The sequence below is a fragment of the Sphingomonas sp. Ant20 genome (assembly GCF_000783375.1).
In the GTDB taxonomy this organism is placed as follows: domain Bacteria; phylum Pseudomonadota; class Alphaproteobacteria; order Sphingomonadales; family Sphingomonadaceae; genus Sphingomonas; species Sphingomonas aerolata.
On the sequence record NZ_JRVI01000051.1, the window covers coordinates 1 to 11,953 of the forward strand.

The following is an 11,953-nucleotide window of genomic DNA, read 5'->3' on the forward strand; positions in this document are numbered from 1 at the left end:
CCGCCCGCCACGCCCGTCGCGCTGCCGCAGCCGTCGCGCGGTGCACTCGCCTTCGAGGGCGTCCGGTTCCATTACCCCACCCGCCGCGACGTCGCGGCGCTCAACGGCTTCTCGCTCGACATCAAACCGGGCGAGACGGTCGCGGTCGTCGGCCCCTCGGGCGCGGGCAAGACCACGCTGTTCCAGCTCGTCCAGCGCTTCTACGATCCCGATGCGGGTCGCGTGACGCTCGACGGCGTCGACCTGCGCGACGCCGATCCCGCCGCGGTCCGCGCCCGGATCGCGATGGTGCCACAGGAAACCGTGATCTTCGGTGCGTCGGCGCGGGACAATCTCCGCTATGGCGACTGGACCGCGACCGAGACCAGCTCTGGGCCGCCGCCGAGGCCGCCAACGCCGCCGAATTTCTCCGCAAGCTGCCCGAAGGACTCGACACCTTCCTCGGCGAAGGCGGCGCGCGGCTGTCGGGCGGCCAGCGCCAGCGCGTGACGATCGCGCGCGCGCTGCTCCGCGACGCGCCGATCCTGCTGCTCGACGAGGCGACCAGCGCGCTCGACGCGGAGAGCGAACGGCTCGTCCAGGAGGCGCTCGAACGGCTCATGGCGAACCGCACCACGCTCGTCATCGCGCACCGCCTCGCGACGGTCCGCGCCGCCGAACGGATCATCGTGATGAACGACGGTCAAATCGTCGAGGAGGGCTCGCACGGGGCGCTGATGACCAACAGCGGCCTCTATGCACGGCTCGCGAGCCTGCAGTTCAACGACGCGGCCTAGCCCTTCGGCGATTTCGCCCGCCTGGGCTTGGGCAGCGGCAGCTCGGCGGCCGAGATCCGGACGATCTCGGCCATCCAGTCGGCATCGTCCCAGCGATCCGCGTCGATCACCAGACAGGGTTTCGCCCCCGGATAGGGCGATGCCTCCTCGATCGCCGCGCCGTCGCTGCCCGCGAACGCGCGCCCGCCCGGGGTCGGCTTGAGGAACAGCCGGTCGTCGCAGATCAGCGCCACCATCCGCCCGTCGCAATAGACGCCATATTCGCCGAACATCGGCCGCGCGGCGACCTCGCCCGCCGCGGCGATCTGCTCGACGATGAACGCGACGATGCTCGGGTCGGAGGCCATTGCCCGATCCTGACAGATCCGCCCCGCCTTGACGAGACGCGGCGTTTCGCTTGCGAGGCGGCGTCGGTCGGGGCAGACTTGCGGCAAAACGGGAGATGGACATGCGCGACTTCGACATCGTCATCTATGGCGCGACCGGCTTCACCGGCCGGCTGGTCGCCGAATATCTGGTCCAGACCTATCCTACCGGCCTGACCTGGGCGATGGCCGGGCGATCGCGCGCCAAGCTCGAGGAGGTTCGCGACCTGATCGGCGCGCCCGCGGACACGCCGCTCATCACCGCCGACTCGGACGATCCGGCAAGCCTGCGCGCAATGGTCGAGCGCGCCACCGTCGTGATCACGACCGTCGGGCCCTACCAGCTCTACGGCTCCGACCTCGTCGCCGCCTGCGCGGCATCGGGCACCGCCTATGTCGACCTGTGCGGCGAGCCCGCCTGGATGCGCCACATGATCGACGCGCACGAGGGGGAGGCCACGCGCACCGGCGCCCGGATCGTCTTCTCCTGCGGCTTCGACAGCATCCCGTTCGATCTCGGCGTCCTCACGCTCCAGGAGGCGGCCAGGGCGCGCTACGGCAGTCCTGCGCCACGTGTGAAGGGCCGCGTCCGGACGATGAAGGGCACCTTCTCCGGCGGCACCGCGGCCAGCCTCAAGGCGACGCTTGCCGCCGCCGCGCGCGATCCCGGTATCGTCAAGCTGCTGACCAGCCCGTTCGCACTCACCCCCGGCTTCACCGGGCCGCATCAGCCGACCGGGCTGCTCCCCGAATATGACTCGACGCTCCAGACCTGGGTCGCGCCGTTCGTGATGGCGCCGATCAACACCAAGAACGTCCACCGCACGAATTTCCTGCTCGGCGAGGCCTATGGCGCGGACTTCGTCTATGACGAGATGATGGTCGCGGGACTCGGCGACATGGGCAAGGCCGCGGCCGAAGCGATCGCGAAGTTCAATCCGTTCGCCGGCGACAAGGGCCCGAAGCCCGGCGAAGGCCCCTCCAAGGCCGAACGCGATGAAGGCCATTACGACCTGCTGTTCGCAGGGATCATGCCCGATGGCGGCCGCATCGACACAGTCGTGACGGGCGACCGCGACCCCGGCTATGGATCGACCAGCAAGATGATCGCGGAGGCGGCGATCTGCCTCGTCCGCGATGTCGCGGGCGATGGCGGCATCTGGACGCCGGGCGCGCTGATGGGCGCCAAACTGCGCGACCGGCTTATCGCGCATGCCGGGCTGACCTTCGTCGCCAGCTGAGCGATCACGGCGTAAACATTTGATATAAGGGTGATCGCGCCCTATCTGAACGGGGGATTACAAAGGACCCTCGCCTCGATGCTCGTCGGCCATTCCCTGTCGGACCCGAACGGTCTGCTACTGACGATGGACCAGACCGTCGAGGACCTGCTGCAACGGCCGCTTAGCGAACTCGTCGGGCGGTCCTATGCCGACGTCACCCACCCGGACGACCGCGTCCGCAACATCGATCGGGTCACCATGCTCGCCCCCGGCGCGGGCCCGGTCTGCATCCGCAAGCGCTATCTCCAGCCCGGCGGTGCCGCGGTGTGGGTCGACGTCCATGTCTCGCGGCTCGACCGCGGGCTCGAGGCCGGCCGGCTCGTCGGCACGCTCTACCTTCCGCAAGCCAAGGCGCTCACCGCGGTGCCCGACGTCGTCATGCCCGAACGGCTCTGGCAGGTCGCGCTGAAGGTCGACCGAAGCCTGCACCGACGACGCGAACAGCTGGGCGACGACCTGTTCGGCGACCATGCCTGGCTCGTGCTGGTGCAGATCTATCTCGCCGAGGCCGAGGGTCGGGTGATCGATGCGGCGACGCTGGGCGCACTGTCGCTGCTCGATCTGCCGCGCACGCACCGCTGGATCGGCGCGCTCGCCGAAAAGGGCCTGGTCGAACGCCCCGACTGCAGCGCGGGCGTGATCCAGCTCACCGCCACGGGCCTCGCCAGGACCGAAACCCTGCTCGCCACCTACTCCGACTTGGCGTAACAGCGGCGGCGCCATCTTCGATCCGGACCGTCCTGCCCATGCCTGCCGACCCCTTACCCGCCGCCGATCCTCTGGCGAGCCATCCCGAGTCCCTCGGACCGGTCCGCGTCGCCGCGCTCTATCGCTTCACGCCCTTTGCCGACATTGCCGCGATCAAGCCGCCGCTCGCCGCGCTGTGCTGTGCGCAAGGCGTGAAGGGCACGCTGCTGCTCGCAGCCGAGGGGATCAACGGCACGATCGCGGGGACCGACGCGGCGATCGACACCGTCCTCGCGCACATCCGCGCGCTGCCCGGCTGTGCCGCGCTCGACGTCAAGGATTCGCGCGCCGGGACGATGCCGTTCCACCGCATGAAGGTCCGGCTGAAGCGCGAGATCGTGACGATGGGTGAACCCGATATCGACCCGCTCGGCGATGTCGGCCGCTATGTCGAGCCCGGCGACTGGAACGCGCTGATCGCCGACCCGGACACGATCGTCATCGACACGCGCAACGATTATGAGGTCGCGGTCGGCAGCTTTGCAGGCGCGATCGACCCGAAGACGCGCAGCTTCCGCGACTTCCCCGCCTGGTTCCGCGAGCACCGCGACCAACTCGTCGGCGACGGCCCGCCGCCGAAGATCGCGATGTTCTGCACCGGCGGGATCCGCTGCGAGAAGTCGACCGCGTTCCTGAAAGCGGAAGGGTTAGACGAGGTCTATCACCTGAAGGGCGGCATCCTCAAATATCTCGAAACCGTGCCCGAGGCGGAGAGCCTTTGGGAAGGCGAATGCTTCGTCTTCGATCAGCGCGTCGCGGTCGGCCACGGCCTCGCCCCCGGTACCCACGGCCTGTGCCATGCCTGCCGCATGCCCGTCAGCCCCGCCGACCGCGCCTCGCCGCTCTACGTTGAGGGCATCAGCTGCCCCGCCTGCCACGACGCCCGCGACGCGACCCAGCGCGCCGGCTATGCCGAACGCGAACGCCAGATGCGCCTCGCCGAAGCCCGCGGCCAGACGCATGTCGGCGCTGTCCTCCCGCAGACGCACGCGGATGACGACCGCGACACCCCTTCTCCGTCATCCTGACGAAAGTCAGGATCCAGAGCCACAAAGGTGCCGCCCGTTACTCTGGATCCTGACTTTCGTCAGGATGACGAGGTTCAGGCGGCGGATCCCAACGCGTGCGAACCCTCGGCAAACCGCGCCGCCAGCGCCGCATTCCCCTGCGACATCGCCAGCGACGCCACACTGTTCCCCGCCGCATCGACTACCGCCGTATCCGCACCCTGCTCGATCAGCAGGTCGATGATCGCCCCCTGATTGAACAACGCCGCCATCATCAGCGCGGTCTGCCCGACGCCGTTGCGCCGGTTCACGTCCGCCCCCGCCGCGATCAGCATCCGCGCGATCGGCGTATAGCCCTTGAAGCACACCCCCATCAGCGCAGTATTGGCGGTGCTCGCCGGATCGCCATCGACCCGCGCGCCCGCATCAAGCAGCAGCTGCGTCGTCGATTCCTGCGCATTGTAGCTCGCCAGCACGAGCGGCGTGTACCCCCGCGCGTCGGTCACCTCGATATCGACCCCGGCCTGCAACAGCGCCGGGATCATCTCGTCCCGCCCCATCCGCGCGGCATCGAACATCAGTTCGACCAGCCGCTCGATCGGCGGCAGCGGGGGCAGTTCGCGTACGTCAGTCATTATTCGCCTCGATGATATGCGGGACGAAGCGCGCCATGTTGCGCGTCACCACCGTCTCATCCTCCCGAACGCCGATCCCCGCGGCTTCGTTGCCGACGATCCACGCACCGATCACCGGATGCCGCCCGTCGAACACCGGCGGCGGCGCATAGGCCTGGAGGATCGCCCCTTCGGCACCATAGCCCTGGTCGAGAATGGCGGGCGTGCCGCCCTCCCCGCCGACGATCTCGACATTGGCGCCCTCGCGCGAGAACAGCGGCTTGCGGACATGGCGCGGCCCCAGGATTGTCGCCGCCGGATCGCCGTCGAAATACGCCGGCAGCAGGTTCGGATGCCCGGGATGCCGCTCCCACAGCAGCGGCAGGATGCCCTTGTTCGACAGGATCGATTTCCACGCCGGCTCGATCCAGCGCACGTCCGCGCGCGACAGGTTCGGCGCATAGGGTTCGCGCAGCATGAACTCCCACGGATAGAGCTTGAACGCCGCCTGCACCTCGAAGCCCTCGGGGTCGACGAACCGGCCATCGGCGGCGAGGCCGATATCCTTCATCTCGACGAACTTGGGCTCGATCCCGACCTGGCTCGCCAGATCCTCGAAGACCCGCACCGTCTGCCGGTCCTCGATCGCGGTCGCGTCCGCTGCGAAATGGACGAAGCCACCGCTCGGGAACAGCGCGCGGAAGCGTTCGCGCAGCTTGTCGAACAGGCTGTTGAACTGGTCGGTCCCCGCCGGCATCGCCCCGCTCGCGAGCAGGTCCTCCAGCCACATCCACTGGAACGTCGCGCATTCGAACACCGATGTCGGCGTGTCGGCATTATATTCGTAGAGCTTGGCCGGCCCCTTCCCGTCATAGGCGAAGTCGAACCGGCCATAGAGCGACGGCTGGCGCGTCCGCCACGTCTCCGCGACATAGTTCCACTGCTCGCGCGGGATCGCGAGCCGTTCCATCAGCTGCTGGTCGCGCACCACCTCGTCGACCAGCTCGAGACACATCGCGTTCATCTGTTCGGCCGCGGGTTCGAGATCCTCCTCGATCTCCGCCAGCGTGAAGACATAGGCGGCGCTCTCGTCCCAATAGGGTTCGATCGCGTCGCCGACCGCCGTGCCGTGATAGACGAACCCGATCGCGTCGGCCCGTTCGCGCCAGTCGCCGCGCGGGTCGACCGCGATCCGGCGCATCAGTTGTCCTGCGTCTTGCTGTCGTCGCGCTGCTCGAGCCGCAGCGTCTGCCCGAGCTGGTCGGTCTTGGGCGCGGTCAGCCGGGCGAGCACGTCGTCCGCGGACGACTGACCCGGCAGGATCCCCGCCTGGCGCAGCTTCTCGTCGAGATCCGCGCCGGTGCGCCGATCCTCCAGCTCGCCAGCCGCCTTGATCCGCTCGCCGCGGATCGCCTGCCGCTCGCGGATCCGCGCAAGGCTGTCCGCCGCGGAGCCCAGCTTGTTGCCCGCGCCGATGCTGCCCGATGCGACGGTCGCCTGCGCCTTCTGCACCGACTCGTTGACCTTGACGACCTCGACCTCGCGGCGGAGCTGCTCGATCTTGCGGTCGGTCTGCGCGACCGCGGTGTGGATCTGCTCCTCGGCGGCGCGCATGTCCTCGACCTGCGGGCTCTTCAGCGCGATGTCCTGTTCGAGATCGGCGATACGCTGTGCGACCTGCCGTGCAAGGTCCATATTGCCCTTCTCGACCGCGATCCGCGCCGAGGCCTCGTATTTCGCGGCCTGCGCGCGGAAGCTCTCGACCTCGGTCTCGAGGATGCGACGGCGGGCGACCAGCCCGGCCAGGTCGTCGCGCGCCTTGCCTTGTGCCTTGTCCGCGTCGCGGATCTCCTGGTCGAGGATCCGCAGGGCGTTCGCGTCGACGACCGCCGCGCCGGCTTCATGCGCGCCCGCCCGGCCGAGGGTGAAAATCTTGCTCCAGATGGCCATGCCAGTCTCTCCGTATGATGCTTTGGGTCAGGCGGCGGGGATCTGCGCGTTGCGCAGGTCGGTGGCCGCATCGATCGCGTTCTCGGCCAGCGTGCGCAGCTCGATCAGTATCGTGTCGAGCCGGCTCGACGTCGCGAGTTCGCCGAACAGTTCATAATAATCGCGCCCCTCGACGCTGCCGATCCCGAAGTTCGACAGCGGCACCAGCTTCTGCGTCTTCAGCAGGAACGCGTTGAACGCCGCCTGGTCCTCCTGCTCGTCGCACGGCCAGAGCAGGGTCGAGGCCGAGATCTGCGCCTCGCTGACATTGACGAACAGTTCGAGGTCACCATGCTCGTGCATCGTGACGAGCAGGATCGGATCGGCCCCCTCGACGATACGGACGCTCAACTCCCCCGTTTTCGCAGGCTCGGACGTATCGAGCGCGGCCTTCAGGCTGCGGACGGTCCAGATGTCGGTCAATGCAAGAACTCCCGTGCTTGTCGCGTGCCCGCACACATAGGCGTCGGCGAAGGGCGCGCCAATGGCGCTTTGCGAGCATCGCCGCTTTCGCCTATGCACAGGCCGAACCATAACGTGAGGATTGCATGTTCGATCGCCTGTTCGGCCGCAAGCAACCGCTTGAAGGCTCCGGACTTCCCGTCATCCGCAACGTCACGCTCGGCCGCACGGTGACCGTGGATCCTCTCGCCTGGCGCCGCTTCGGGTCGGAGCTGCTGTTCCCGTTCGACCGCGACACGCTGGTGATCGTCGCGCAGGGTCTCGTCGACCTCAACGAGGGCGGGTTCGTCCACCGCTTCTACACCGATGACGACATCATGTTCCAGGCGGTCTCGAACGATCGCGCCGGGCAGGACGTCACCGACGTCACGATCTTCGCGCCCTGGGACAGCGCCTACCCCTCCTCCGCCGCCGAACGCCCGGCGTGGAAGTCGCGGCTCGAGGCGCGCAGCTTCACCGCCGAGGGGCTCCCCGACTATGACCGCGTCTGGTTCGGCCCCGAGGCGAGCGAACAGGAGCCGGTGACCTTCTGGGAGGATCTCCACGACGACCGCGACGGCATCGTCGACCGCCGCATCTTCCAGACCTGCATGCTGTTCGGCCGCGACCTGCCGGGCGACGACGGACGCGAACTGCTGCTCGCGATCGACCAGGAGAATGAGGCGGGCGAGGTCTCGTTCGAGATCATGCTCGGCGTCGCACTGGAACTCGGCGAGTTCCGCGCCTAGCATCGTCGCATCAGCGTTCCGGGGGATTCAGATGATCGACTATTACAGCTTCGGCGCCAGCGCGGCGGCCTTCCTGATCGCGTTCGTCGCGGCCGGGCTCTTCACCATCGCGTTCAAGATCATCTTCCAGGCGACCACGCCCTATAACGAGATGGCGCTGATCCGCGACGGCAATACCGCCGCGGCGATCACGCTGGGCGCGGCGCTGCTCGGCTATGTCCTCCCGCTCGCCTCCGCGCTGACGCACACCGTCACGCTGGTCGAGTTCGCGGTGTGGGCGGTGCTCGCAGGCGTGATCCAGATCGTCGCCGCGCTCGTCGTCCGCCGCCTCGTGATGCGCGACATTCACGACCGGATCGTGCGGGGCGATATCGCCGCCGCCACCTATATGGGCAGCATCTCGCTCTGCGTCGGCATCCTCAATGCCGCCTGCATGACGAACTGAGAGGCAAAGACATGAAGCGTTCCAGCTCGATCGTCCTCACCGGCCTGATCGCGGGCTCGGGCATCTCGCTGACCGCCTGCGACGGCGATGTCGGCGGCAAGCCCGTCGACGCGCAGAGCTATGCCTCGGTCGCCGAATGCCGCTCGGCGGGGGCGATCCCCGCCGCGCAGTGCGACACCGCCTATGAACAGGCCAAGACCGACGCCGCCAAGACCGCACCACGGTTCGAGGACAAGCAGACCTGCGAGGAGCAGTTCGGTGCCGCGCAGTGCGAACCGCGCAACAATGGCAGCGGCGGCAGCTTCTTCACGCCGTTGCTGACCGGGTTCATCATCGGCCAGGCGCTCAACGGCGGCTATGGCTATCGCGGCGCACCGATGTACCGCGATCGTCAGGGCAATTATTATGGCGGCGCCGGCGGCCGCATCAGCCGCGATTACGTCACCGGCCGCACCCGCGTCGGCTCGGACGCCTTTACGCCTACCACGGCGCGTGCTCCCGCGCGGGTCCAGACCCGCAGCTCGGTGATCTCGCGCGGCGGGTTCGGCGGCGGCTTTGGCGGCCGCGGCGGCTTCGGCGGCTGACCCCTGATCCTCCCCCGCCAGGGGGAGGGCAGTATCTCAGGCGTCCCGCGGCACCCGCAGCATCGCCAGCGCCGCGACGCCCATCACCCCCGCCGCGATCAGCATCGCCCAGACCGGATCGCCCGGGAACACCGTCCGCATCACCTGCCCCATCACCGACGACACGATCAGCTGCGGCAGCACGATGAAGATGTTGAACAGCCCCATGTAAACGCCCAGCTTGGCCTGCGGCAGCGCGTTGGACAGCATTGCATAGGGCATCGTCAGAATCGACGACCAGGCGATCCCGATCAGCACCATCGACCCGATCAGCGCATGCGGATCGCGCAGGAGCAGGAACGACCCGAACCCCGCCGCCCCGCTCAGCAGGCCGAGGATATGCGCATTGCGCCGCCCGATCCGCCCCGCGAGCCACGGCATCACGAACGCCCACACCGTCGCCACGCCGTTATACACCGCGAACAGCACCCCGACCCAGTTCGCGCCGTCATTATACGCCGCACTCGCCGTGTCGGTCGTCCCGAACGCGCGCTGCGTGACGATCGGCGTGGTGTAGATCCACATGATGAACAGCGCCGACCAGGTGAAGAACTGGACGAGCGCGAGCCGCTTCATCGTCTGCGGCATGGTCGCAAGATCGCCGACGATCTGGCTGAGAACATTGGACTCTCTACCCGACCGGACGAGCGCGGCGCTGACCAGCAGTGCGATACCGAACGCGATCAGCCCGGCGCCGAGCAGATAGACCGGCTTGTCGAGCCCGAACCGCGCCACCGCCGCGATCACGATCGCCCCCAGCGCGATCCACACCGGCGCCAGCCGCGCGCCCGATCCGACCGGTGCCGCTATCGCCGGCCCCGCCTCGACCGCGCCGCCAACATGCTCGAACGCGGCCATCTCGTCGGGCGAATATTCCTTCGTCGTCAGCACCGTCCACAGCACCGCGCAGAACAAGGCCGCCGCACCGAGATAGAAGCCATAGCGCACCGATGGCGGGATCCCGCCGCCCGCCGCGGTATTGGCGACGTGGAAGACGTCGGTCAGGATCAGCGGCGCGAGGCTGCCGATCACCGCGCCCGCGCCGATGAAGCCGGTCTGGAACGCATAGCCCGCGGTCCGCTGCCGGCTGCCCAGCATGTCGCCGACGAACGCACGGAACGGCTCCATCGCGACGTTGAGCGATCCGTCGAGCATCCACAGCAGCGCCGCCGCGACCCACAAAACGGGCGCGTTCGGCATCCCCAGCAACGCGATCGTCGCCAGCACCGCACCGCCCAGAAAATAGGGTCGCCGCGCCCGAGCCGCCCCCAGGTCCGGTCGCTGTAATGCCCGATCACCGGCTGGACGAGCAGCCCGGTCAGCGGCGCGGCGATCCACAGAAAGGCAAGATCGTCGACACTGGTGCCGAGCGACTGGAAGATCCGGCTGACATTCGCGTTCTGGAGGGCGAAACCGATCTGGATCCCGAAGAACCCGAACGAGATGTTCCACAGACCCCAGAAACCCTGACGCGGCTTCTCGCGCGTCACGCCGCGGCCTCGCCCGACGAGCGCCGTACGACCAGTTGCGTCGGCAGCACGATGCTCGTCACCGGGCGATCGTCGATCCGCGCGAGCAGCATCTCGACCAGCCGCCGACCGCCCAGCACGGTGTCCTGCGCCACCGTCGTCAGCGGCGGGTTGGCGAGGCTGGCGGCAGGAATGTCGTCGAAGCCGACGATCGCGACGTCGTCGGGCACGATCCGCCCCGCCCCCGCCAGCACCCGCATCGCCGACAGCGCGATCAGGTCGCTCGCCGCGACGATCGCATCGAACGCGACCCCGCGCGCGAGCAACGCCTGCGCCGCGCGCGTGCCGTCCTCCTCGGTGGTGATCGCATCGACCTGCAAGCGCGGATCGGCATCCAGGCCATGTTCCTCGAGCGCCGCGAGATAGCCGCGGTGGCGGTCGTAGAATTCCGGATAATGATCGGTCGCATCCCCCAGGAACGCGATCCGCCTCCGCCCCTGCGCGATCAGGTGCCGCGTCGCCTCCGCACCGCCCGCGACATTGTCGCAACCGACGGTCAGCCCGGGCTGGTCGTGCCGCACCGATCCCCAGCGGATGAAATGCGTCCCCTGCGCCACGAGATGGTCGAGCCGCGCGCGATAATCCGCATAATCGCCATAGCCGAGCAGGATCAGCCCGTCGGCGCGGTGGCTGTCTTCATAATCGGTATGCCAGTCGGACGAGAAATTCTGGAACGAGACGAGCAGGTCATAGCCGTGATCGGCACACGCCCCCATCATCGCGCCCAGCATGCCGAGGAAGAACGGATTGACCTCGGTCTCGTCGGGCGTCGGATCGCGGAACAGCAGCAGCGCGATCGTCCGCGTCTTGCCGCTGCGCAGGTTTGAGGCACTGCGGTCGACGGTATAGTTGAGCTGCTTGGCGATCGCCTCGATCCGCTGCCGCGTCGCCGGGCTGACCGTCGGGCTGCCGCGCAGCGCGCGCGACACGGTCGGCTGCGATACGCCCGCGGCCTGCGCGATGTCGAACGACGTGGATTTGCGCTGGGCACTCAAGACAGGGATCCTCTCGGGGGCGCTCGGACGGCGTCGCCGTCGCAATCATCACTCCAGTTTGCCCGCAACGTCAACGCATTGGCCCCCGCGATCCGTGGCAAATCGGCAACACGGCCGGAACGGCCGCACTGAATACGTATGTCGATTGATTGGCTTTCGTGAGGCGGAATTCCATTGGAACGCCACACACGGCCCACGGCGCGAAAGATGCAGCGGGGCTTTCAGGGGAGTTGAACATGACGACGTCCAAGCGTTTCCCGGCATCTGCCGCGCATCACCTTTTCACCCTATCGGCCAGCGGCACCGCGCTCGCGTGGCGCTCCTCACCGCGTCGGTCGCCGACGCGCAGGTCGCGACCGATCCCGCCCCGGCCTCCGCCGACAACCTCCC

12 protein-coding genes and 2 pseudogenes are annotated in these 11,953 nt (G+C 68.1%); 7 read left to right on the forward strand and 7 right to left on the reverse strand.

The window, feature by feature from the left end; translation table 11 throughout:
• Positions 1–776 (forward strand): annotated as a pseudogene (locus NI18_RS08945) (ATP-binding cassette domain-containing protein); the annotation flags it as partial.
• On the opposite strand, the gene NI18_RS08950 reads toward NI18_RS08945, so the two are convergent.
• Positions 773–1,123, reverse strand: coding sequence for a TfoX/Sxy family protein (locus NI18_RS08950; protein ID WP_037529552.1), 351 nt, complete (start codon positions 1,121–1,123; stop codon positions 773–775). The pseudogene NI18_RS08945 and the gene NI18_RS08950 overlap by 4 nt on opposite strands.
• A 101-nt stretch (positions 1,124–1,224) precedes the next feature.
• Here NI18_RS08950 and NI18_RS08955 point away from each other — a divergent pair, with 101 nt between their 5' ends.
• Genes NI18_RS08955 through NI18_RS08965 form a run of 3 tightly spaced genes read left to right on the forward strand, consistent with a single transcriptional unit; the run spans position 1,225 to position 4,199 of the window.
• Entirely contained in the window at positions 1,225–2,382 is a 1,158-nt protein-coding gene (locus tag NI18_RS08955) for a saccharopine dehydrogenase NADP-binding domain-containing protein (protein ID WP_037529554.1), read from the forward strand.
• 30 nt (positions 2,383–2,412) lie between these two features.
• Positions 2,413–3,132 carry a PAS domain-containing protein gene (locus NI18_RS08960; RefSeq protein ID WP_128082161.1) on the forward strand — a complete coding sequence of 240 codons (720 nt, stop codon included), beginning with the start codon at positions 2,413–2,415 and terminating at the stop codon, positions 3,130–3,132.
• 38 nt (positions 3,133–3,170) lie between these two features.
• On the forward strand, positions 3,171–4,199 hold the full coding sequence (locus tag NI18_RS08965; protein ID WP_084215125.1) for a rhodanese-related sulfurtransferase: 1,029 nt from the start codon (positions 3,171–3,173) through the stop codon (positions 4,197–4,199).
• Positions 4,200–4,273: 74 nt separating this feature from the next.
• Here the strand turns inward: NI18_RS08965 and NI18_RS08970 are convergent, their stop codons facing one another.
• Genes NI18_RS08970 through NI18_RS08985 form a run of 4 tightly spaced genes read right to left on the reverse strand, consistent with a single transcriptional unit; the run spans position 4,274 to position 7,204 of the window.
• Positions 4,274–4,813 (reverse strand): ankyrin repeat domain-containing protein, encoded by a 540-nt coding sequence (locus tag NI18_RS08970; RefSeq protein WP_037529560.1) that lies wholly within the window; start codon positions 4,811–4,813, stop codon positions 4,274–4,276.
• A complete protein-coding gene (locus NI18_RS08975; RefSeq protein ID WP_037529563.1) occupies positions 4,806–5,993 on the reverse strand; it encodes a glutathionylspermidine synthase family protein in 1,188 nt (395 codons plus the stop codon). Before NI18_RS08975 ends, NI18_RS08970 begins: the two co-directional genes overlap by 8 nt.
• On the reverse strand, positions 5,993–6,742 hold the full coding sequence (locus tag NI18_RS08980) for a PspA/IM30 family protein (RefSeq protein WP_037529566.1): 750 nt from the start codon (positions 6,740–6,742) through the stop codon (positions 5,993–5,995). The genes NI18_RS08975 and NI18_RS08980 overlap by 1 nt, the downstream gene beginning before the upstream one ends.
• Before the next feature lie 27 nt (positions 6,743–6,769).
• On the reverse strand, positions 6,770–7,204 hold the full coding sequence (locus tag NI18_RS08985; RefSeq protein WP_037529567.1) for a YjfI family protein: 435 nt from the start codon (positions 7,202–7,204) through the stop codon (positions 6,770–6,772).
• A gap of 125 nt (positions 7,205–7,329) precedes the next feature.
• Here NI18_RS08985 and NI18_RS08990 point away from each other — a divergent pair, with 125 nt between their 5' ends.
• Genes NI18_RS08990 through NI18_RS09000 form a run of 3 tightly spaced genes read left to right on the forward strand, consistent with a single transcriptional unit; the run spans position 7,330 to position 9,000 of the window.
• Positions 7,330–7,971: a DUF2491 family protein gene (locus NI18_RS08990; RefSeq protein ID WP_037529569.1), complete on the forward strand. Its 642-nt coding sequence runs from the start codon at positions 7,330–7,332 to the stop codon at positions 7,969–7,971.
• A gap of 31 nt (positions 7,972–8,002) precedes the next feature.
• A complete protein-coding gene (locus NI18_RS08995) occupies positions 8,003–8,416 on the forward strand; it encodes a DUF350 domain-containing protein (protein ID WP_037529575.1) in 414 nt (137 codons plus the stop codon).
• An 11-nt stretch (positions 8,417–8,427) separates the two neighbouring features.
• Positions 8,428–9,000 (forward strand): DUF1190 domain-containing protein, encoded by a 573-nt coding sequence (locus tag NI18_RS09000; protein WP_037529576.1) that lies wholly within the window; start codon positions 8,428–8,430, stop codon positions 8,998–9,000.
• Positions 9,001–9,036: 36 nt separating this feature from the next.
• On the opposite strand, the pseudogene NI18_RS09005 reads toward NI18_RS09000, so the two are convergent.
• Positions 9,037–10,529, reverse strand: a pseudogene (locus tag NI18_RS09005) (MFS transporter).
• On the reverse strand, positions 10,526–11,563 hold the full coding sequence (locus NI18_RS09010) for a LacI family DNA-binding transcriptional regulator (protein ID WP_037529578.1): 1,038 nt from the start codon (positions 11,561–11,563) through the stop codon (positions 10,526–10,528). Before NI18_RS09010 ends, NI18_RS09005 begins: the two are co-directional and overlap by 4 nt.
• Positions 11,564–11,953 lie beyond the last annotated feature (390 nt).

Coding starts and splice junctions, on each gene's coding strand:
- NI18_RS08970 (WP_037529560.1), bottom strand. CDS start 4,813: ATGACTGACGTACGCGAACTGCCCCCGCTGCCGCCGATCGAGCGGCTG.
- NI18_RS08955 (WP_037529554.1), top strand. CDS start 1,225: ATGCGCGACTTCGACATCGTCATCTATGGCGCGACCGGCTTCACCGGC.
- NI18_RS08975 (WP_037529563.1), bottom strand. CDS start 5,993: ATGCGCCGGATCGCGGTCGACCCGCGCGGCGACTGGCGCGAACGGGCC.
- NI18_RS08980 (WP_037529566.1), bottom strand. CDS start 6,742: ATGGCCATCTGGAGCAAGATTTTCACCCTCGGCCGGGCGGGCGCGCAT.
- NI18_RS09000 (WP_037529576.1), top strand. CDS start 8,428: ATGAAGCGTTCCAGCTCGATCGTCCTCACCGGCCTGATCGCGGGCTCG.
- NI18_RS08950 (WP_037529552.1), bottom strand. CDS start 1,123: ATGGCCTCCGACCCGAGCATCGTCGCGTTCATCGTCGAGCAGATCGCC.
- NI18_RS08965 (WP_084215125.1), top strand. CDS start 3,171: ATGCCTGCCGACCCCTTACCCGCCGCCGATCCTCTGGCGAGCCATCCC.
- NI18_RS08990 (WP_037529569.1), top strand. CDS start 7,330: ATGTTCGATCGCCTGTTCGGCCGCAAGCAACCGCTTGAAGGCTCCGGA.
- NI18_RS08995 (WP_037529575.1), top strand. CDS start 8,003: ATGATCGACTATTACAGCTTCGGCGCCAGCGCGGCGGCCTTCCTGATC.